Source organism: Tateyamaria omphalii, from assembly GCF_001969365.1.
Classification (GTDB): domain Bacteria; phylum Pseudomonadota; class Alphaproteobacteria; order Rhodobacterales; family Rhodobacteraceae; genus Tateyamaria; species Tateyamaria omphalii_A.
Window position 1 is genome coordinate 2,287,891 of record NZ_CP019312.1, and the last position, 21,253, is coordinate 2,309,143.

At 62.9% G+C, this 21,253-nt stretch carries 21 protein-coding genes; 10 read left to right on the forward strand and 11 right to left on the reverse strand.

Translation table 11 applies throughout. The annotated features are described in order from the left end of the window. Positions 1-63 precede the first annotated feature (63 nt). Together otnC and otnK are read right to left on the reverse strand one after the other, a co-directional pair. Entirely contained in the window at positions 64-714 is a 651-nt protein-coding gene (otnC, locus tag BWR18_RS11315; protein WP_076628313.1) for a 3-oxo-tetronate 4-phosphate decarboxylase, read from the reverse strand. Then, positions 711-1,946 (reverse strand): 3-oxo-tetronate kinase, encoded by a 1,236-nt coding sequence (gene otnK / locus BWR18_RS11320; RefSeq protein WP_076628315.1) that lies wholly within the window; start codon positions 1,944-1,946, stop codon positions 711-713. Before otnK ends, otnC begins: the two co-directional genes overlap by 4 nt. 207 nt (positions 1,947-2,153) lie before the next feature. Between otnK and BWR18_RS11325 the strand changes: the two genes are divergently transcribed. The 3 genes from BWR18_RS11325 (at position 2,154) to BWR18_RS11335 (ending at position 4,320) form a co-directional block, all read left to right on the forward strand. Then, positions 2,154-3,281 carry a beta-ketoacyl-ACP synthase III gene (locus BWR18_RS11325; RefSeq protein ID WP_076628317.1) on the forward strand — a complete coding sequence of 376 codons (1,128 nt, stop codon included), beginning with the start codon at positions 2,154-2,156 and terminating at the stop codon, positions 3,279-3,281. Positions 3,282-3,497: 216 nt separating this feature from the next. Further along, a complete protein-coding gene (locus BWR18_RS11330; RefSeq protein WP_076628319.1) occupies positions 3,498-3,755 on the forward strand; it encodes a YjhX family toxin in 258 nt (85 codons plus the stop codon). A gap of 25 nt (positions 3,756-3,780) precedes the next feature. Next, positions 3,781-4,320: a GNAT family N-acetyltransferase gene (locus BWR18_RS11335; RefSeq protein ID WP_076628320.1), complete on the forward strand. Its 540-nt coding sequence runs from the start codon at positions 3,781-3,783 to the stop codon at positions 4,318-4,320. Positions 4,321-4,362: 42 nt separating this feature from the next. Here the strand turns inward: BWR18_RS11335 and arsH are convergent, their stop codons facing one another. Together arsH and BWR18_RS11345 are read right to left on the reverse strand one after the other, a co-directional pair. Beyond that, a complete protein-coding gene (arsH, locus tag BWR18_RS11340) occupies positions 4,363-5,076 on the reverse strand; it encodes an arsenical resistance protein ArsH (RefSeq protein ID WP_302622822.1) in 714 nt (237 codons plus the stop codon). Beyond that, entirely contained in the window at positions 5,069-5,524 is a 456-nt protein-coding gene (locus BWR18_RS11345) for a hypothetical protein (RefSeq protein WP_076628324.1), read from the reverse strand. The genes arsH and BWR18_RS11345 overlap by 8 nt, the downstream gene beginning before the upstream one ends. 434 nt (positions 5,525-5,958) lie before the next feature. Here BWR18_RS11345 and BWR18_RS11350 point away from each other — a divergent pair, with 434 nt between their 5' ends. Continuing rightward, positions 5,959-6,540, forward strand: a complete 582-nt coding sequence (locus BWR18_RS11350; protein WP_076628326.1) for a thymidine kinase — start codon at positions 5,959-5,961, stop codon at positions 6,538-6,540. Here BWR18_RS11350 and BWR18_RS11355 read toward each other — a convergent pair. After that, positions 6,537-7,856 carry an aspartate aminotransferase family protein gene (locus BWR18_RS11355; RefSeq protein WP_076628327.1) on the reverse strand — a complete coding sequence of 440 codons (1,320 nt, stop codon included), beginning with the start codon at positions 7,854-7,856 and terminating at the stop codon, positions 6,537-6,539. The genes BWR18_RS11350 and BWR18_RS11355 overlap by 4 nt on opposite strands. A 328-nt stretch (positions 7,857-8,184) precedes the next feature. Between BWR18_RS11355 and BWR18_RS11360 the strand changes: the two genes are divergently transcribed. The 3 genes from BWR18_RS11360 (at position 8,185) to BWR18_RS11370 (ending at position 12,332) form a co-directional block, all read left to right on the forward strand. Then, positions 8,185-9,153: a TAXI family TRAP transporter solute-binding subunit gene (locus BWR18_RS11360; protein WP_076628329.1), complete on the forward strand. Its 969-nt coding sequence runs from the start codon at positions 8,185-8,187 to the stop codon at positions 9,151-9,153. A 113-nt stretch (positions 9,154-9,266) separates the two neighbouring features. Continuing rightward, the gene (locus BWR18_RS11365; RefSeq protein ID WP_076628331.1) at positions 9,267-11,894 is read left to right on the forward strand and encodes a TRAP transporter permease; all 2,628 of its coding nucleotides are present in this window, start codon (positions 9,267-9,269) and stop codon (positions 11,892-11,894) included. Between the two features lie 12 nt (positions 11,895-11,906). Then, on the forward strand, positions 11,907-12,332 hold the full coding sequence (locus BWR18_RS11370) for a universal stress protein (protein WP_076628333.1): 426 nt from the start codon (positions 11,907-11,909) through the stop codon (positions 12,330-12,332). A 70-nt stretch (positions 12,333-12,402) separates the two neighbouring features. Here the strand turns inward: BWR18_RS11370 and BWR18_RS11375 are convergent, their stop codons facing one another. Beyond that, positions 12,403-14,949 (reverse strand): hybrid sensor histidine kinase/response regulator, encoded by a 2,547-nt coding sequence (locus tag BWR18_RS11375; protein ID WP_076628335.1) that lies wholly within the window; start codon positions 14,947-14,949, stop codon positions 12,403-12,405. A 42-nt stretch (positions 14,950-14,991) separates the two neighbouring features. Next, positions 14,992-15,480, reverse strand: a complete 489-nt coding sequence (locus BWR18_RS11380; RefSeq protein WP_083957687.1) for a molybdopterin-dependent oxidoreductase — start codon at positions 15,478-15,480, stop codon at positions 14,992-14,994. A 151-nt stretch (positions 15,481-15,631) separates the two neighbouring features. Between BWR18_RS11380 and BWR18_RS11385 the strand changes: the two genes are divergently transcribed. From BWR18_RS11385 to BWR18_RS11395, 3 genes are all read left to right on the forward strand, one after another. Further along, positions 15,632-16,249: a response regulator gene (locus BWR18_RS11385; protein WP_076630269.1), complete on the forward strand. Its 618-nt coding sequence runs from the start codon at positions 15,632-15,634 to the stop codon at positions 16,247-16,249. A 70-nt stretch (positions 16,250-16,319) separates the two neighbouring features. Continuing rightward, positions 16,320-16,679: a hypothetical protein gene (locus BWR18_RS11390; protein ID WP_076630270.1), complete on the forward strand. Its 360-nt coding sequence runs from the start codon at positions 16,320-16,322 to the stop codon at positions 16,677-16,679. Positions 16,680-16,751: 72 nt separating this feature from the next. After that, positions 16,752-18,137: a PepSY-associated TM helix domain-containing protein gene (locus tag BWR18_RS11395; RefSeq protein WP_076628337.1), complete on the forward strand. Its 1,386-nt coding sequence runs from the start codon at positions 16,752-16,754 to the stop codon at positions 18,135-18,137. Positions 18,138-18,347: 210 nt separating this feature from the next. Here BWR18_RS11395 and BWR18_RS11400 read toward each other — a convergent pair whose 3' ends face one another. From BWR18_RS11400 to BWR18_RS11415, 4 genes are read right to left on the reverse strand one after another with little or no spacing between them, the layout of a single operon-like run. Then, positions 18,348-19,298, reverse strand: coding sequence for a 2-hydroxyacid dehydrogenase (locus BWR18_RS11400; RefSeq protein ID WP_076628338.1), 951 nt, complete (start codon positions 19,296-19,298; stop codon positions 18,348-18,350). Beyond that, the gene (locus BWR18_RS11405) at positions 19,298-19,636 is read right to left on the reverse strand and encodes a tRNA-binding protein (RefSeq protein WP_076628340.1); all 339 of its coding nucleotides are present in this window, start codon (positions 19,634-19,636) and stop codon (positions 19,298-19,300) included. The genes BWR18_RS11400 and BWR18_RS11405 overlap by 1 nt, the downstream gene beginning before the upstream one ends. After that, positions 19,629-20,441: a pyrroline-5-carboxylate reductase gene (gene proC / locus BWR18_RS11410; protein ID WP_076628342.1), complete on the reverse strand. Its 813-nt coding sequence runs from the start codon at positions 20,439-20,441 to the stop codon at positions 19,629-19,631. The genes BWR18_RS11405 and proC overlap by 8 nt, the downstream gene beginning before the upstream one ends. A 30-nt stretch (positions 20,442-20,471) precedes the next feature. Beyond that, positions 20,472-20,972: a YbjN domain-containing protein gene (locus tag BWR18_RS11415; protein WP_076628343.1), complete on the reverse strand. Its 501-nt coding sequence runs from the start codon at positions 20,970-20,972 to the stop codon at positions 20,472-20,474. Positions 20,973-21,253: the final 281 nt, after the last annotated feature.

The following is a 21,253-nucleotide window of genomic DNA, read 5'->3' on the forward strand; positions in this document are numbered from 1 at the left end:
TTGTTCCAAAAATATGCACCGGAGGCATGCTGGCAAACTGCGCGCCGGTTGCCAGATCGCCGGTCAGTCGTCCCAGGCGATATCGAATTTTGTCACCACCGCCTTCACCTGCGCGTCGGTCAGTCCTTGCGCGCCCATTCCGCGGGTCATCAGAGCAAGGCGCGCGGTGTCCTCCAATTCTTCGATCGCGTTGCACGCTGCCTCCACATCCTTGCCCGCAACCACTGGCCCGTGGTTCGCCAGCATCACCGCAGATCGTTTGCCTGCCAGCCCTCGGACCGCCTCGCCCATCGCGTGATCGCCGGGCAGGAAGAAGGGCAACAGCTTGACCTTGCCCAGCTTCATGATCCCGTAAGGGGTGAGCGGCGGCAGGAAGTTGTCGGCATCCGCGTCGGGCAACATCGACAGCGCCACGGAATGGCAGGAATGCAGATGTACCACGGCACCCGCCGTACCGCGGGTGTCGTAGAAGGCCGTGTGCAGGGGCATTTCCTTGGTCGGTGCGTCACCCGCCACATGCACGCCTTGCGGATCAAACCGGCTCAGCCGCCCCGGATCCAGCCGCCCGAAACTGGTGCCCGTGGGCGAGACGAGCAGCCCCCCATCGTCGGTCCGGGCAGAGATGTTGCCGGTTGACCCATGCGTCAGCCCCCGATCAAAGAGCGACTTGGCCAGTAGGCAGATCTGTTCGCGCAGCGCGCTTTCCGCACTCATCCCGTCAGCACCCTGTCCGCTTTTTCAAAGAAATCCTCGGCCCCGAAATTCCCCGATTTCAGCGCCACCACCAGATCGGGACCGGCGCGCAGGGCCGGCACGCCGGGGTCGATCTCTGGCCCGATGTCGAGCGTATCAAGGCTCAAACCCTCAACCACGGCACCAGATGTTTCGCCGCCCGCCGTTATGATCCGCGTCGCCCCGCCATCACGGACGGTGCGGGCCACGGCGGCAAAGAAATCCTCAAGTGCCGATGCCGACGCTTCGCGCCCGAACCGGTCCTGCGCCTCCCGGACCACATCCGGGTCAGCCGAGGAATAGAGCAGCGGCACACCATCATCCTGCGACAGGGCCCAGGCCGCAGCGTCCGAAGCGGTCAAACGCCCTTCGATCACGTCCTCTGCGACAACCTCCCGCGCCGGATGGCGCGCCGCATGACACGCCACCTGCGCCCGCGTCGCGATGGAGCACGAGCCCGACAGCGCCACGGCGCGACCAGCCTGCCCTGTCCATGGCACGCCGCCCGGCGCGCAGCCGAAATTCGCTGGCAGGCCAAGTGCGGCACCCGATCCGCCGGTGATCAATGGCAACTCCGCAGCCGCCGCGCCGATGGCCCGCAAATCCGCATCCCGGATCGCATCGACGACGATGTGGCGCTTGCCTGCCGCGTGTTCGGCCTGCAACGCAGCGCGGAGCGCGTCGGCCCCGGCAAATACCGATGCGGCATCAACATGGCCCACGTCATGCTTTGACTGCAAGGCCAGCCAGCGGCGCAGGTCGGGGTCCGTCATCGGAGTAAGTGGATGGTTCTGCATCCCGCTTTCGCTGAGCAGCACATCGTTTACGAACAAATGGCCTTGATAAACCGACCGCCCCGTGCCGGGAAACGCCGGGCAGACGATCACCTGATAGGCATCCAGCGCCTCGGCCAGCGCATCCGCCACAGGGCCGATATTGCCTCGCGGCGTCGAATCGAAGGTCGAGCAATACTTGAAAAAGAACTGCGTACATCCCTGCGCCTTGAGCCACTCCAAAGCCTCCAGCGACTTCGCCACGGCCGCACCCGGATCAATCGACCGGGACTTGAGCGCGACCACACCTGCCTGCACCGACGGATCCGCATCGGCCACAGGCACGCCGGTGTACTGCGTCACCCGCATCCCTTCCTTGGCGAGCGTGTTGGCCAGGTCACTCGACCCGGTGAAATCATCCCCGATACAACCAAGTTTCAACGCCGCTCTCCCTGTCTGTGCGCGCACCAAAGCACCCCCGCGCCGGGATTGGCAAGCAATGCAGCAAATGCCCATGAAATTTCGACATTTGCAGGGCTGTTACAGGCTTGAAACAATGACAGTTCCGCGACGGCGCACCCTCTTGCGAACCCGTGCGCGCGCCCTGTAGGTTCGCGCAAACATCGACAAGCCTGAAAGGGGCGCGCCTTGGCCTTCACTCCAGCGATCACCGGCACGGGCGTGTTTACGCCGGACCAATCCATTTCCAACGCCGAACTGGTCGAGGCGTTCAACGCCTATGCCGACCTCTACAATGCCGAACATGCCGACGCGATTGCAGCGGGCGAGGTTGAAGCCAAGGAGCATTCGTCAGAAGACTTCATCGTCAAAGCCTCCGGCATCGAGAGCCGCTTTGTCATGGACAAGTCCGGCATCCTCGACCCCACGATAATGCACCCGCTGCTGCGGCAACGCAGCGATGATGAGCCCTCGATCATGGCAGAAATGGCTTTGGAGGCCGCGAACAAGGCGCTGGCCCAAGCGGGCAAGACGGCAGCGGATGTCGACGCGGTGATCTGCGCGGCCTCGAACCTCGAACGCGCCTACCCTGCCGTGGCCATCGAAATTCAGGAACTCTTGGGCATCGAAGGCTTCGCCTTTGACATGAACGTCGCCTGCTCGTCCGCCACGTTCGGCATCCAGGCGGCGGCGGACATGGTCCGCTCGGGCTCGATCCGCTCGGCCCTCGTGGTTAACCCGGAAATCTGCTCCGCCCACCTCGAATGGCGCGACCGGGACTGCCACTTTATCTTTGGCGACGTAGCGACGGCCACCCTGATCGAACGCGCCGAGGACGCCAAGGGCGCGTATTTCGAAATCAAGTCGACCCGCTGCGGCACCGCCTTTTCCAACAACATCCGCAACAACAACGGCTATCTGCGCCGGTCCCGGCCCGACGGGCTGGCCGACAGGCGCGATATGCAGTTCATGCAGAACGGCCGCAAGGTGTTCAAGGAAGTGCTGCCCATGGTCAGCAAGCATATCGCCGATCACATGGGCGACGAAGGGGTCGAGGCGACGGACCTGAAGCGCCTCTGGCTGCACCAGGCCAACAAGACCATGAACGACTTTATCGGGAAAAAGGTGCTGGGCCGCACGCCAGAACCGGGCGAACAGCCCAATATTCTACAGGACTATGCCAACACCTCGTCTGCCGGGTCGATCATCGCCTTTTCGAAGTATTCCAACGATCTGGGCGACGGGGACAAGGGGATCATCTGTTCCTTCGGGGCAGGCTATTCCGTGGGCTCGGTGTTGGTCGAACGCCACAGCTAGCCGCGTCCGCCCGCACGCCACTTGCCTGCCGCTGACCTGCGGCATATGTGACGGTCAGCACATGGCACTTGCCTGCTGCAACGGAGATTTTATGCGAGAGCCCCGGGCATAAGCCCGTTCCCGGCATCAAAGCCGCGGGAACATGTCACAACAGGATCACTCACGCGACGGCTGAGTGATCCCTTTTTGTTGTTCTCAAGACATCAAGGCACTCCGTTGAATATCTCGAAACACGAACAGCGTGTTTTGCACGAACTCGCCCTGGGTGGAGCCATCCACTACGACCGCGGCGAGAACGGCAAGATACGTGATATCACCTGTTACACCCGCAATGGCCACGTCCTGATCGACTGCACGATGGCCGTCTTTCTGCGCCTCAAGAAACGGCGCTTCATCCGATCGGTGAACGGGCGCCCCTACCGGGCGTCGCACGCAGGCATCAAGGCTGTGCGCGCGCAATTGAACCAGCGATGAAGCGCGATATAGAAAGGATAGAATTATGGAATTCACAACAAACCCCTCTGGCCAGAGCGCCAAAATCATCGCGCTGTTTTCAGAAACCTTCGCCGCGTCCGAGGGCGCGGCGGAGGGGGCGTTGATCGGCAAGCTGGTGTCGGACATGTACGCCACGTTGGACAACAGCGACAAGCAGGTCGTCTGCGCGTGGGGTGATGCGGCGCTGATCGGGTCCATCATCTTCACCCGCATGACCTATGCCCACGATGACCGCACCGTGTTTATCCTGTCTCCTGTTGCCGTCGCACCAGATCATCAGGGCAAGGGCATTGGCCAAACGCTGTTGCGCCACGGCCTGGATGTGCTGCGGGCCGCACATGTTGACGTGGTCCTGACCTACGGCGATCCAAACTACTACGGCAAGGTCGGGTTCCGTCAGATCACCGAAGACACGGCGGCGGCGCCCGTGCCGCTGTCATATCCGCACGGATGGTTGGGCCAGTCCCTGACGGACGCCCCGCTTGATCCGCTTGTCGGACCATCCCGATGCGTCCCGGCACTGAGCGATCCGGCCTATTGGTAAGAGGCTACAGAACACCGCAGATCCCGGGGACGGGGTCTGCGCCTAGACCTTCTTCAGCGACACCCGCTTGTGCACCTCATCCACGCTTTCCACACGTTCTGAATAGCGGTCAACCAGGTAGTCCTTGCGCCCGCGCACCATCCACGTGAACTTCACCAGCTCTTCCATCACGTCCACGACACGACGGTAGAACGGGCCTTCGGGCAGTCGCCCGTCCTGAAACTCCAGCCACGCCTTGGCGATGCTGGACTGGTTCGGGATGGTGACCATGCGCATCCAGCGGCCCAGGATGCGCATCTGGTTGACAGCATTGAAACTTTGCGATCCGCCCGACACCTGCATGACCGCAAGCGTCTTGCCCTGCGTGGGGCGAATGCCGCCTGTCAGGGACAGCGGCAGCCAGTCGATCTGTGTCTTCATCAGGCCGGTCATGGCACCGTGGCGTTCGGGGCTGGACCAGACCATGCCCTCGGACCAGGTGGCCAGTTCGCGCAGCTCGACCACTTTGGGATGATCGGGATCCGCATCGTCCACAAGGGGCAAGCCCGACGGATCAAACATCCGCGTCTCGCAGCCCAGATGGCGCAGGATGCGCGCGCTTTCTTCGGCGGCGCGGCGCGAGTAGCTGGCCTCGCGGAGCGAGCCATACAGCAGCAAGATGCGCGGCGGATGGCCGGGATCGTCCGGCGCTTTCAGCGCGTCCACATCAATGTGCGGCAGCGCTTCGATGACAAGAGCCGGCAGATCCTCAGCCACTTTCGTCCTCCAGATGCAGTTTCATGTCGATCAGAACCTGCTGCAGAAGCGTCGTTTCCTTCAAGAGGCGTTTCGCCTCGTTCACCGTGATCACGCCGTCCTCGATAGATTGCTGATACTCGGTCATCAGCATCGCAAAGCGCTGGCTCAGGGCGATCACATCCGAATTGACGCCCCCCGACCGCTCCGTGTTCGGGCGGCGGTCATCATGGCTCAGGCTAATGCCCTGCAATTCGGCCAGCGCACCAGTGACATGCGGGTAGCTTGCCGCCTCTTCCAGCGCGATCACGGCATCGACGGGCATGAAGCGGTCGGCATGTTCAGGATTGTCGGAATAGTAGCGCCCGAGGGTCGCCTTGGATTTGCCGGTCAGCGCGCAGGCCGGTTCAATGCCCACATCCTTGACCAACGCCTCGGTGTGTTTCTTCAGGTAACTGCCAACGCTCATGCACCCATCCCCAACGTCTTGCGGCACAATGTCCCCTAAGTGCGGGGAAACAGGCCGATCTTTTCCCATTAATCCCCTAGCCCGCAAATGTCATTTTTAAAAGCGTCCCTACGGTTTTCGGGACGTAACAAGTGCCCGGGTCCCCAAGCCCGGGTCCGGGTGGGGTCCGCTGCATCCTCTGTCCCATGGGGGCGACAGGCCGGGTGACCGGCAGCAGGGGCGGCGGATCCGTCGGAGGTTTTGAGTATCGGGGCAGGCACCATCCCCAGAAACGGACACCCCTGTGTGTCCATCGCCTGCCCTTCGTTCACCAGGTGCCGAAAGCGGTGCAGAGGGGGACACGCGACGCTGGCGACAAGACCATGCGCGCGCCCCCTCGCACCCACCCGGCGTGCCCTCTTGCCCCATGTTCCAACGCGTTCTAATCACGCGCCATGGCCAAGCTCTACTTTCACTACTCCACCATGAACGCCGGCAAATCGACCGTGCTTTTGCAAGCCGCGCACAACTACCGCGAACGCGGCATGGAACCGTACCTGCTGACCGCATCCTTTGACGACCGGGCGGGCCAGGGGCGCATCGCCTCGCGCATCGGCATCGGCGCAGAGGCCGACACCTTCACCACGCAAGAGGACCTTTTCGCCAAAGTGACGACGCGGCAGGGCGCAGGCCCGATTGTCTGCGTCTTCGTGGACGAGGCGCAATTTCTCACCGAAGATCAGGTCTGGCAACTCGCCCGCGTCGTGGATGACCTGCACGTGCCGGTCATGTCCTACGGCCTGCGGGTCGATTTCCGGGGCAAACTGTTTCCAGGCTCAGCCGCCCTGCTCGCGCTCGCGGACGAGATGCGCGAAGTGCGCACCATCTGCCATTGCGGGCGCAAGGCGACCATGGTGATCCGGCAGGATGCGCACGGCAACGTCATAACCGACGGCGCGCAGGTACAAATCGGGGGCAACGAAACCTATGTCTCGCTCTGCCGCCAGCATTGGCGGGCCGCCGTGGGCGACCTTTAGGGCAGCACTGCGCGCACCGCCGCATCCAACCGGTCCACCAGCAGCCCCACGTCGCTGTCGTCCAGAATGAAGGGGGGCGCCAGCAGCACGTGATCGCCACGCGTCCCGTCCATGCTGCCGCCCATCGGGTAACAGATCAAACCCTGCGCAAACGCCGCCGCCTTCAGCCGCGCGTGCACCTTGTCCGACGGATCAAACGGCGCCTTGGTCTCTCTGTCCTGCACCAGTTCGATGGCACGAAACAGCCCCACGCCGCGGATATCCCCCACATGTGGGTGCTGCCCAAACCGTTCGGTCAAAGCGTCATGCAGCGCGTCGCCCAGCGGCGTCACCCGCCCCAGCACATCGTCATCCAGCAACCGCTCAACCACGGCCAGCGCCGCGGCACAGGCCACCGGATGGCCCAGATAGGTGTGCCCATGCTGGAAAAAGCCCGACCCGTCGCGGATGGTGTCGTGAATCCGCGCGCTGCACAGCATCGCGCCCACCGGCTGATACCCGGCCCCGAGCCCCTTGGCGATGGCGCAGATATCAGGCGACACGCCGTGTTGCTCTGATGCAAACAGCGTGCCCGTCCGCCCCATACCGCACATCACTTCGTCAAAGATCAGCAGGATACCGTATTGATCACACAGCGCCCGCACGCGCGCAAAATACTTTCCGACCGCCGGAACAGCGCCAAGGGTCGCACCGACCACAGGTTCCGCAACAAAGGCCATGACCGTTTCGGGGCCCTGCGCCTCGATCTCCGCCTCCAGTTCGGCGATCAGCCGGTCCACATACTGCGCCTCTGTCTCGCCCTCTGCCTGCCCGCGATAGGCATAGCAGGGCGACACATGGCTGACCTTCATCAGCAGCGGATCAAAGGGCGCGCGCCGTGCGGCATTCCCGCCGGTGGCCAACGCCCCCAGCGTGTTGCCGTGATAGCTTTGCCGTCGGGCGATCACATGCGACCGCTCGGGCTGCCCGACCTCGATGGAATACTGGCGGGCCAGCTTCAGCGCAGCCTCCACCGCCTCCGAACCGCCGGATACGAAGTACACGCGGTCCAACCCCTCGGGCGCAGCGGCCACTAACCTGTCCGCCAACGCCTCTGCCGGGGCAGACGTGAAATATCCTGTATGGGCAAAGGCCACCCGATCCAACTGCGCCTTGATCGCGGCGGTCACATGCGCGTCCCCATGGCCCAGGCACGACACCGCCGCGTCCCCGCAATTGAGGTAGGATGCGCCAGCCGCATCAAACAGATACGCGCCGTCCCCGCGCGACACCATGGGCGGCGGCGCCTTGGAGTGTCGGGGAAAAACGTGGCTCATATCCAAGGCTCCGAATCTGCCGCCCGCATGGCGCCCGCCCGTGTGGACAGTGCACCGTACGGACCGCGCCCAATCTATGCGCACAGCATGTCCCCAAACGGGCTGTCTGAAAAGCCCAATACAGGCACGCATTCATCGGGTCCGCCTGCGTATCGAACGCTAAGACATTGTTTTATCTTGCTTTACGCCCATTCCAGCCCCCGTCCCAATCGGCGAGCCGATTATCGCAAAGGTTGACCTTACGGCTTCTTTCCGCAGGGTAGATGTATCAGTCGGGTTGCGCGCGCGCGTGCGTGCAACCCGGCCAAACATAAGGGAGACATTTGATATGTTTGCAAAACTGAAACTGGGGGCCGCCGTGGTGGCCGGGGCGCTGATGACAGCACCCATCGCCACTGCGCAGGAGTTTATCTCGATCGGCACCGGCGGCGTGACCGGCGTCTACTACCCGACGGGCGGCGCGATCTGCCGTCTGGTCAACAAGAACCGCAAAGAACACGGCATCCGGTGCGCCGTGGAATCGACCGGTGGGTCGGTCTACAACATCAATACGATCAAGGGCGGCGAGCTCGAGTTCGGCGTTGCCCAGTCCGACTGGCAGTACCACGCGTTCAACGGCACATCGAAGTTCGAAGGCGACGCGGCCTTCCCCGACATCCGCGCCGTGATGTCGGTCCACCCCGAACCCTTCACCCTGATCGTGCGCGGTGACAGCGGCATCGAAGGTTTCGAGGACCTGGCAGGCAAGCGTGTAAACGTGGGCAACCCCGGCTCCGGCCAGCGTGCCACGATGGAAGTGGTCATGGACGCCTTCGGCATCGGCATGAGCGACCTTGCTCTGGCGACTGAATACAAGGGCTCGGAGATGGCCAAGCAGCTGTGTGACGGCAATATCGACGCGATGATCTACACCATTGGTCACCCGGCTGCGGCGATCAAGGAAGCGACGACAACCTGCGACGCGCGGCTTGTGTCCGTGACCGGCGATCCCATCGACCAGCTGGTCGCTGACAACCCGTTCTACCGCGTGGCGACCATTCCGGGCGGCATGTATGCGGGCACAGATGGCGACACGACGACCTTCGGCGTCGGTGCCACCTTCGTCACCTCGGCCAGCGTGCCTGAAGAGACGGTGTATGTCGTGGCCAAGGCGGTGATGGAGAACATCGACGACTTCAAGGGCCTGCACCCTGCCTTTGCCAACCTTGATCCGGCTGAAATGGTCCAGGACGGCCTGTCGGCGCCGCTGCACCCCGGTGCGGAAAGAGCCTACAAAGAACTGGGCCTGATGGAATAAGCCAGCGCCCTGAGACGCCCGGAACAATCGCTTCGGGCGTCTTCCCATTTCATGACGACAGACAGCAGACGGGCGCATAACGCCCGCATAGTGCCTGCACCGGGGGACCATCCATGACCGATCAGAACACAGTGACGCAATCCGCCGACGACCTCGTCGCCGAGGCCGACACCGGTGCCCGCAACCCCTCTGCCGCGTGGCAGGCCAAACTGATCATCGGTACGTGCATCGCGTGGTCCCTGTTCCAGCTCTATATCGCCTCCAAGGTGCCGGGCATCGTGGCGCAGGCCACGGGCATGGGCATCTTCGCCAATATCGTCGCACAGGCCCGTTTCGTGCACCTGGCCTTTGCCATCATGCTGGCGACCCTCGCCTTTCCGCTGTTCAAATCCTCCCCCCGCGACCGCATCCCGCTCTATGACTGGGTGCTGATCCTGCTGGGCGTCGGCTCCTGCCTCTACCTCGTCGTCTTTCGTTTCCAGATCGCCGACCGTCCGGGGCTCTGGAGCGCATCCGACATCACCATGTCCTCCATCGGCATGGTCGTGTTGTTGATCGCCGTCTACCGCTCGCTCGGCCTGCCGCTGGTCATCATCGCGTCGGCCTTCGTCGCCTTCGCCTTCTTCGGCGGATACTCCGAATGGGCGCGCGAGATCACAAACTACGGCGGCGCATCCCTGTCCAAAGCGCTCGGCCACTACTGGATGCAGACCGAGGGCGTCTTCGGTGTGGCCTTGGGCGTCTCCACTTCCATGATCTTCCTCTTCGTCCTCTTCGGCGCGCTCCTCGACCGCGCAGGCGGTGGCAGCTGGTTCATAAAGGTCGCCATCGCCCTTCTGGGCGCCCTGCGCGGCGGCCCGGCCAAGGCGTCGGTCCTGTCCTCCATGCTCACCGGCATGATCTCCGGCTCCTCCATCTCGAACACCGTCACCACCGGCACCTTCACCATCCCCCTGATGAAGCGCATCGGCTTCCCAGCAGAAAAGGCGGGCGCGGTCGAGGTCGCCTCCTCCACCAACGGCCAGCTCACCCCGCCGGTCATGGGCGCCGCCGCCTTCCTCATGGTCGAATACGTCAACATCCCCTATATCGACGTGGTCAAACACGCCTTCCTGCCTGCGGTGATCAGCTACATCGCACTGCTCTACATCGTGCACCTCGAAGCGCTGAAAATGCAGATGCAGGGGCTGACCAAGGCAGGGCGTCACATCGGCCCGGTGCTGATTCTCATCCTCTTCCTGTCAGGCTTCATCTTCCTGGGTGCCTGCACCTTCATCATGATCGGCCTGCGCAGCGTGATGGACAACTTCATGGCCGAAAGCGTCTACGGCGCCATCGTCATCGTGGCGCTCCTCTACCTTGTGCTCGTCTACTACGCCTCGCGCTATCCGGATGTGGCGATGGACGACCCCGACGGCCCGCTCGAAGCACCCAGGCTCACGCCCACCCTGCTGGGCGGGGCCTATTTCGCGCTGCCGATCTTCATCCTCGTCTGGAACCTCATGGTGCGCACGGACAGCCTTGACCGGCTGTCGCCGTCGCTCTCGGCCTTCTGGGCGACCATCTTCATGATCATCGTGGCGCTCACCCACCGCCCGCTCAAGGCGATGTTCCGGGGCGAAGCCTTCGCCTCTGCCACCACCGCGGGCTGGCACGACTTTGTCCAGGGGTTGATCCTTGGTGCGCGCAACATGATCGGCATCGGCGTCGCCACGGGCGCTGCGGGCGTGATCGTTGGCACGATCAGCCTCACAGGCGCACACCAGGTGATCGGCCAGGTGGTCGAGGTGATCGCAGGCGGCAACATCTGGATCCTCCTGATCCTCGTTGCGGTCATGTCGCTGATCCTCGGCATGGGCCTGCCCACGACAGCCAACTACATCGTGGTCTCGTCGCTCATGGCGCCGGTGATCCTGACGGTCGGGGCATCCGCGGGCTACATCTTCCCGCTGATCGCCGTGCACCTCTTTGTGTTCTATTTCGGCATCCTTGCGGATGACACACCGCCCGTGGGCCTTGCCGCATACGCAGCCGCCGCCATCTCTCGCGGCGACCCGATCAAGACCGGGGTGCAAGGCTTTGCCTACGACATCCGCACGGCCCTCTTGCCGTTCCTCTTCATCTTCAACACGGACCTCTTGCTGATCGACGTGGGCTTTGCCAAGGCGATCCTCGTCTTCTTCATCTCGCTCATCGCCATGCTGCTCTTTGCGGCAGCAACGCAGGGCTACTTCATCGCCAAAAGCAAAACCTGGGAAACGGTGGCGCTCCTGGTCATCGCCTTCATGTTGTTCCGACCGGACTACCTGCTGGATCAGGTCAGCGAGAAATACCAATCCGCCTCGGGCCCCGCAGCACTCGAACTGATGGCGCGTGCCGAGACAGACAGGGAACTGCGCGTGGTGGTCGAAGGACCGGATTTCGACACCGGCAGGCTCAGACCCACGACCATTACCCTGCCTGCCATCAACGGCGATGCCGAAGCGGCACTTGATGCCCAGGGCCTGACCATCTTGCCCGATGGCGACGTGATTGCGATGGACGAACCCTTCCCAGGCACACCGTTCTTCGAAAGCCTCGGGAACGAATACGATTTCTACGGCGATACTCCGGTCCAGATCACCCAAGTGCAGATCGAAAACGACCGGATGCCCAAGGAGCTGTTTTTCATCCCCGCCCTGCTGCTGCTGGGGGGGCTGGTCCTGATCCAGCGCCGCCGCGCCACCCAACCTGCGTTTTAAGAAAGCACAGCCATGTTCAAAACGCTTCTCCTTGCCGTCGACGTCAACGCGCCCGAGGGCGCCGCCCGCAGCGCCGAAGCCGCCTTTTCCATGGCCCGCGCCGAAGGGGCCACGCTGCACCTGCTGAACGTCGTGCCCGACACCGGCATGGCAATCGTGGGGGCCTCCATGGCCGCCGACAGCATGAAAAACGCGCTGGCGGCGGCCAAGTCCGAACTGGAACGCTGGGCCAAGGCCAACGTGCCGGACGATGTAAGCCATCATGTCCATGTGGCCGAAGGCACGGTCTACGACCAGATCATCCGCACGTCCCGGACACTCGACATCGACGCCATCATCGTCGGCGCGCACCGGCCAGAACTGAAGGATTACCTGATCGGCCCCAACGCTGCGCGCGTTGCGCGTCATGCAACGCAATCGGTGTTCGTGGTACGCTAGCTTATGCACGCTGTACCGGACCCGACAGACTCTCACGGTATGGCGTGCTTGTCCCTGACGGACCCGCCTGTCAGTCCGTCGCTTCTGCGGCCACCGCCTGCTCAAGACGTTTAACAAAACGGGCCTGCGCCGCGTCCGCCAGGTCGGTCAGCGCGACCAACTGCTTTGCATGACCAGCGGCATCACAGGCGCGGGCGTGATCCTCGCAGGTGGCCAGCACCGTCTCCAGCCGGGTCAGACCCAGAAGCGCGGCGGCCCCGGTCAGCTTGTGCGCCGCCCCGGCCAATTCGGTCATGTCGGCCCCGTCCCGAACATGACGCGCACTTTCCGCGAAGGCGTTCAATTCGGTGAAAAAGGCTTCGCCGGTATCCCGCACCTTCCCGGCGCCAAGAACGGCGATCAATTCGCCCAGCACATCATCGTCATGCACGTCGTCCGGTGCGCTTGATGTCACCTCGGTCAGATCGGCAAACAGGATATGCAGCGCATCCAGACGGATGGGTTTGGTGTGGAACCGATCCATGCCCGCCTGTTTGGCAGGCGCGCGGTACTCCTCGACACCATGCGCGGTCAGGCCCACGATCTCGGTCTGGGCATTGGGGCCGTCGCCTGCACGCAATTTCCGCGTGGCCTCAATACCGTCCATCACAGGCATGCTGATATCCATAAAGATCAGGTCGAACCGCGCATGCTCTGCTTTTTCAAGGCAATCCGCACCATTCACCGCCTCCGCCACCCGGTGCCCCATCCCCTCAAGCATATCGCGCAGAACCCTGCGGTTGATGTCGTTGTCCTCGGCCACAAGGACTGAACATCCGCGCTTGACCCGCACCCTTTCACCAGGCACCGGCACAGGTTCGACGGTTTGGACGTCACAACGGTGCAGGGGCAGAATGAGCGTAAAGGTTGACCCGACGCCGGTTTCGCTTTCCAGCGTGATATCGCCGCCCATTTCCCGCGCGATGCGGCGCGCAATGGACAGGCCCAGCCCGTCACCGCGGCGTTGACGGCCCGCACCTTCGGCCAGCGACACAAAATCCTCGAACACGTGTTCCTGATCATCCGGCGCAATGCCGGCGCCCGTGTCGCACACCGCAAAGCGAACAGACGTGGTGTCGGGCCCGTGGATACCGTTGACGGACACTTTGATCTCGCCCCGGTCCGTGAACTTTATTGCGTTGCCGATTAGGTTGGTCAGGATTTGCCGGATGCGGTTGTTATCCCCGTGAAAACGCATGCGCATCCCGTCGGCCACATGCAGCGACAGCGACAGCTGCTTTTCACGTGCCAGCGGCTCCAGCACGTCGACAAGGCTGCTCATCAGGGTGGGCAGGTCGAAATCCTGGGGCGAGAATTGCAGCGCGCCGCCCTCGATGCGCGTGATATCCAGCGCCTCGTTCACGTATTCCAGCAGGATCTCGCTGGAAGCGGTGGCGATCTTTGCATAGCGCTCCTGCTGGGCGGTCAGCGACGTTGTTTTCAGCAGGTCCAGCACGCCCAGAATGCCGTTCAGCGGTGTGCGGATCTCATGGCTCATGATGGTCAGAAAGCGGGTCTTGGCCTTGTCCATGGTCTGTGCCCGGTCACGCGCGTCGATCAGCTTCTGCTCGTCAATCTTGCGCTCGCTGATGTCGCGGACATAGGCGATAAAGCTTTTCTGCCCCTCGACCTCCGTCGTGGTGATGTTCAGCTCGACCGGAAATTCCTCACCGCTCTTGCGCAGGGCCGCCAGCTCGAACCGTCCCGAATCAACGACATGCGGTTCGCCCGTCTTCAGATAGCGGTCCATCCCGTCACGATGCGCCTCGCGCATCCGGTGCGGAATGATTGTATCGTCCATCTTCTGGCCAATGATCTCGCCCCGCCGCCAGCCAAACACATTCTCCGCGGCACTGTTGAACCCGATGATGCGCCCCTCGCTGTCGGCGGTGACAATCGCATCCAGCGACGCCGCCACGGTCGAGGCCAGCTTGCGCGACGAGGTCAACAGCTCCCGGTCCCGCTGTGCCGCGCGGTCCAGCAACTGGATCAGCAGCTGGAGCAAGATGCCCATCAGGAACAAGAGCGCGATGGCCACACCGGCGGTCCACAAAAGCTGCCGCGCAAAGCCCGCGCGCCGCGCCTCCGACTGCTCGGCGCCCAGGCGAACGCCCAACACCGCGATGCCACGCACGTCCTGCCGCACGTCACGCAGCATCGCCCGGATGCGCCGCAAATCGTCCTCGCTCAGACCGCCAGGTGCATCCAGCAGGGCAATCGTCTGTTCGGCAAAGGCATTGATGGGCGCGATCTGCCGGGCAGCCGCTGTGTTGTCGCCAAAAATCTCGGCGGCGCGGCCCGAATTGATGATGTCCACGCGGCTCAGCGCAATATCAATGCGCAAGCGCACCTCGTCGCGGGTCAACGTGCCCTCGGCCAATTGCTCGGTCAGGACGGCGTTGAGATTGGCAAACTCGGTGTCGAGCTGTGCAATGCTCCACTGCGTGTTGTCGCCCGCCGCCAGCGACAGGCTCCGCATCTGGGCGGCCAGGTTCGCGACCATAACGGCCAACAGCAGCAACAGCAAGCCAAAGCCCGCAGCAATTGCAACGCGGTAGCGGTTCAGTCCATGCGTCATGTGCGCCCTCCCCCGTCAGGTCACACGAGGCACGATGCCAATTCAATCCACTACGTTCAAACGGGTCAACTGCCATATGCTCTGCGCGTATGTCGTCTCGGTCCGGTAGCGCCAGTGCCGGTCATAGGGATAGACCACCCAGAACGGCCCCTTGTCGCGCACCGACATGTATTCCCCGTTCATGCGGGTCGCGACAAGGGGCACGTCCTCTTCGAGTTCATCATAGGGCAAGGTCACCAGATAATCGTTCAACGCGATCATCTCGACCACAGCCCCCTCGACCTCCACCGCATCAAGCAACGCCTTCAACGGCACGCCCGAAAACTGAACCGTCCCATCGGTCCAGATCGTGCTGGTCGTGAACTCGGACTGTGGCAACGCGTCCAGCTGGTCATAGTCCAGCGTGACGGTATCCCCGTTACCATCAGTCACGTGCAGCCTGAGCGCCTCCTGCGCCATGGCGGGAAGCGCCCAGGCCAGGAAAAAACAGAACAGTCCGGCCAGCGTCCGTGAGTGGTGGATCCGTGCCATGGTCAATCCTCTTTCGTCCTAAAAAATGACGTAACCTTTACGTCGGGAATTGTTTGAGGGCATTGGAATAGCCACCTATACAAAAGGATAGGTGCGCCACACATCTGGCGCGTTTCGCTGACCGCACACGCACATGGCCAAAGGACCCGCAATGCCGTGCATTCTGATCGCCGATGACCACGACCTCGTTCGGGATACGATTGCCGCGTATCTCGAAACGGTCGATGGGTTCACGGTGATGACCGCGTCGAATTTCGACGCCGCCCTGGGCAGCATGAAAGGGATCAATGCGGTCGATCTGCTGATCCTCGATTACAACATGCCTGGCATGAACGGGCTCGAAGGGCTGGAACGCGCCCGCAAGAGCCACCCCGCCATCAAGGTCGTGCTGATGTCGGGCGTCGCGAACAAGGACGTGGCACAAACCGCGATGTCCATGGGCGCCGACGGGTTCATCCCGAAACGACTTGCCGCGAAATCCATGGTCAACGCGATCAACTTCGTGCTGGCCGGCGAACGCTACTTCCCGGTCGATTTTGCCGAACCAGAACAGGCGGCCGCACCGTCCGCCAACTTCGCCGACCTGACAGAGCGCGAGATGCAGACCCTCGAACAGCTGTGCATTGGGCTGTCGAACAAGGACATCGCCCGCAATCTCGGCGTGCAGGAGGTCACGGTCAAACTCCATGTCAAAAACCTGTTGGCCAAGCTGAACGTGTCCAACCGGACCCAGGCCGCGATCCTGGCCAAGGAACAGCACCTGTTCTGACGGACGCTCATGTGCGGCAATCCTCCGCTGTTGCGATGCCGCAAAACTTGCTAGGCCCAAGTGTATGGTGATGCGCGCCCTCCAGTTTTGTAAAATCGGCCTGATCTGCGCCGTGATGATCGCATTGGCGACCATCGGGTTCGCGCACCAAAACACGCAACCAAGCCCGTCGCCGGAACTGGCCGCCTATGTCGCGGCGGGCGGATCGCTGGCCGATCTCTGCGGCCTGCCGGGCAGCGACGGCCAGGCCCCTGTCCAAAACTGCGAAGCCTGCCGCATCAGCGACAGCGCCGCATGGACCCGCATCCATTGCGCCGACAGGCCGGTAACACTGGCCAAGGTCTTTGCCTTCAGCTTCGTTGCCAAACGACTGATCGAACGCCGCGGGCTGGACGCCGCGCGGCTCGTGCGCGCGCCACCCCACGCCTGACCCTCCAGAAACCGTTAAACCTTCTATCCCCGTGGCCGACCGGCTGCGGACCCTCAGGCTTGGAGCCCTTCAATGACCATGACCGACACGCAAGCGCAGCCCAACGGCAGCGCAAACAAGATCTATTTCGCCGCCTGGCGCTGGCACTTCTACACCGGGCTGTTCGTCCTGCCCTTCCTCACCATCCTCGCCTTCTCCGGCATGATGATGCTGTGGATCGCCTGGATCGACGGGCGCGACGGCGAACGCACGACCGTGATCCCCCAACCGACGGTACAGACCGTCTCGGATCAGGCCGCGGCTGCTGTGGCCGCAGTACCGGGCGGCACGCTCAAGCAATACGTTGCCCCCCGGGGCGAGGCCCTGGCCGCGCTTTTCCGCGTGGATGCGAATGGCGATGCGACCATGGTCGCCGTCGATCCCTACACCGCGCAGGTGATCGAAACCTTCCCCCGCCGCAGCGGCTGGTACGACTTTTTTGACAACATCCACGGCAGCCTCATGCTCGGCGTGACCGGCGACCGCATTCTGGAAACCGCCGCGTCACTGACGCTGATGCTTGTGGCCACCGGGCTTTACATGTGGTGGCCGCGTGGCACCGGCTGGCGCCGGGCGCTTGTGCCCAGCTTCGGCGCAGGGCGAAACCTGTGGAAATCCCTGCACGGGGTGGTGGGCATCTGGATGTCGGTTTTCCTCGTGCTCTTCCTGATCTCTGGCCTCGCATGGGCCGGGATCTGGGGCGGCAAGATCGTCCAGGCCTGGAGCCAGTTCCCGGCCGAAAAATGGGACAACGTGCCCCTCTCCGACGACACCCACGCCAGCATGAACCACGACCGGCGCGAGGTGCCCTGGGCCCTCGAACAGACGCCTATGCCCGCCTCCGGCAGTGCCGAGGGGATCACCGGCATAACCGGCCCCATCACCGTCGACAGCGTGGATGCCCTGGCCCGCACGATTGGCTTCGACGCCCGATATCAGCTGAACCTGCCCAGCGGCGACACCGGTGTCTGGACGCTCAGCCGCGATTCCATGAGCAACGACAGCACGGCACCCACCACCGACCGCACCGTCCACGTGGACCAGTTCACCGGCAAGATCCTCGCCGATATCCGGTACGAAGATTACTCGCTGGCGGGCAAGGCCATGGCCGTGGGCATCGCCCTGCATATGGGCACGCTGGGGTTCTGGAGCGTTCTGGCCAACACGCTCGTGTGCCTGTCCGTGCTGTTCTTCTGCTTCAGTTCCGTGGTGCTGTGGTGGAAACGGCGGCCGGCCAAGGCCCGGCGCCTCGCCGCCCCGCCCATGCCCCGCGAATTGCCGCTCTGGCAGGGTGCGGTGCTTGTCGGTTTGGCCGTCTGCATGGCCTTCCCCATGGCCGGTCTGGCCCTTCTGACCGTGCTGGCGCTCGATCTTCTGATCCTGTCCCGGCTGCCCCGTCTGCGGCACAGCCTGACCTGAAAAAAGAGGCGCGGCAGAGATATCTGCCGCGCCCAATTCTGCTAAAGCTGCGAACCAGCCGGTGCCGGGATGCAGCATGCGTTTCGCGTGGTTAAAATCCGGCAAACGCACCGCGCGCTCGCGAAGCCCCTGATCCCAAAACCGGAATCGATTTAAGTTAATATTCGGCAAAGCACACGAACAGCTTGTCCCCGCGGGGACAAATCACCCTCAAACCGCGTTCGGCAAAGGATTTCCCTGCAAAAACGCCGCCACATTCTCCACCGCCATCATCCCCATCGCCTCCCGCACCTCCAGCGCAGCCGTGCCCAGATGCGGCAGCAAGGTCACGTTGTCCAAGGCCCTCAAAGCCTCTGGCACAACTGGCTCGTTTTCATAAACATCCAGCCCCGCCCCACCAATACGCCGGGCCTCCAGCGCCGCGATCAAAGCCACCTCATCCACCACATCCCCCCGCGCGATGTTGACCAGATGCGCGTGGCTCTGCATCGCCGCCAAAACCTCAGCATCAATCAAATGCCGCGTCTCTGTCCCCCCGGGGACAGCCACGACCAGAACATCCACAGACGCTGCAAGTTCCTTCAATGTCGGCATCCGCCGAGCCGGAAAATTCAATACCTTTTCGGATCGGCTGACATAGGCGACATCCATCCCAAACCCAAAGTGACAGCGCCGCGCGATAGCCTGCCCAATTCGCCCCATCCCCGCAATACCAACCCGCTTGCCGGTCACATGCAGCCCTAGCATCTGCGTCGGATGCCAGCCTGGCCACGCGCCTGCCCTCACCATCCTCTCACCTTCCGCCGCGCGCCGCGCAGACATCAGGATCAGCATCATTCCGATGTCCGCGGTGGCCTCGGTGACCGCCCCCGGCGTGTTGCTGACAGCGACCCCGCAGGCCTGTGCCGCGGCCACGTCGATGTGATTGTAACCGACGCCGAAGTTCGCAAGTAATTTGCAGCGCGAGTGCGGAACATCGCGAAAAACATCTGCAGAAAACGCATCACCCAAGGTGGGCAAAACCACATCAAACTCCGTCAGCGCCCGGCGCAATTCATCACCGCTCAACGGCAGTGTTTCCTGCCGCACCTCGATGTCACACACCGCGCGCGCGGCTTCGATCACCGTGTCCGGCAGCGGTCTTGTGATCCAAAGCTTCATCAGTGCATCCGCCCGCCGACCGGCACGTCCTTGTCGGGTGTCGCCAGCACGATGTCACCGTTTTCATCCGGGAACCCCAACACCAGAACCTCGGACATGAACTTGCCGATCTGGCGGGGTGGGAAGTTTACGACCGCCATGACCTGGCGGCCCAGCAACGCCTCTGGATCGTAGTGCACCGTGACCTGTGCAGAGGTCTTGCGTTCGCCGATCTCGTCGCCGAAATCGACCCACATCTTGATCGCGGGTTTGCGCGCTTCGGGGAAGGGTTCGGCGCGGATCACGCGGCCGACGCGGATGTCGACCTTCAGGAAATCATCAAAGGAAATCTCAGCCATCTGCTAGTTCCTTCGACCGTTCAGATGCCGCTTTTACCGCGCGCGGTAATAGATTGGGAAAGCCTGATTTCTCGTCCATCAAAACTTCGAGTGCGGCCTGCGTTGTCCCGTTTGGACTGGTTACGTTGACGCGCAACTGTGCGGGGTCTTCCTCGGCCTCCATGGCGAGATGTCCGGCCCCTGCGACCGTCGCCTTGGCCAGCTGCATGGCGAGGTCTTCGGGCAGGCCCTGCGCGACACCGCCTGCGGCCAAAGTCTCGATCAGGTGAAAGACATAGGCCGGGCCCGAGCCGCTGACGCCGGTGACGGCATCCATCTGGTGTTCACCCTCGAGCCGGACCACGTCGCCCACGGCAGAGAGCAACATCTCGGCCTCGTCCAAGGCCCCCTGACCCGCCGCGTTGGCGCAGATGGCGGTGATGCCACGGCCCACGGCTGCGGGGGTATTGGGCATCGCGCGGACGATGGGGGACGCGGGGCCGAACGCGTCTTCGAAGGCCGACAAAGGCGTTCCGGCGGCCACGGAGACAAAGACCGTGTCACCGCCGCCAAAGGCCGCGATGGCGGGCAACGCATCGCCCATCATCTGCGGTTTGACGGCGATGAGGATGACGGCGGGATCGGATGGCAAATCAGCGTTCACATGAACCCCGGACCCATGCACCCAAAGCGACGGCGCCGGATCCTGCACCCAGACCGAAGCGGCGGGCAGCCCGCGGTCGAGCCAACCGGCGAGCATCGCCGAGCCCATCTTGCCGCAGCCCAGAAGCACAAGGCCCCGGGCTGCAATCCGACTGTCTTTCATGGAAATCCCCCGTGTTATCAGGGGCGCAGGTTAGGCGCGGCCATAGGCCTCCGCAATAGCGACCTGCATCGCGTCCTTGGGGGTACGGTCGCCCCAGACCAGAAGCTGCAGCGCGGGATAGTAGCGTTCCGCACTCATCACGGCGGCGCCGATCATCGTGTCGATCTGTTCGGCGCTGGCCATCTGGCCGCCCGACAGCACAAGGCCGTAGCGATAGACCATCAGCTTTTGTTCAGCCCAATAGGTGAATGCGCCTGCCCAGCATTGATCGTTCACGTGGTTCAGCAATTCGTAGAGACCACCGAGTTTTTCCTCCGGCGGCTCCATCTCGAAGGTGCAGACCATGCGCAGCGTTTCGTCATAGCCGGACCAGGCCAGCGTTATGGAATAGGTACGCCATTGCCCTTCGACGGCCATCGCGATCTGGTCGTCGGCGATGCGGTCAAAATCCCATTCGTGGTGCTCGGCCAGATGCTCGACGATGTCGATAGGATGAATCTCTTCTTCCAGGAACTGCTCGGAAAGTGCCATGGTGCCACCTCTTACTCGCTGGTAGCGCGGGGGGCTGGCAGCGCCCCAAGCGCTAGGTGCCTGCTCTAGAAACCGGGGCGATCCCCCGTGCCTCTACCAGATATGGTGACGGTGGGGGATGCGTCTGGCAACCCTTTATTTGGGGATAACCCCAATAAGTTGGGGAGAAGTGTGCGGGAGGCGCAAAATGGGGGCGGTGGGTGTGAGGGGGAAGAGGCTGCGTCGCGCCTAGTTGCAGGGGGTCAGCAATCCGGGACGACGCCGACGTTTATTCAGATCAC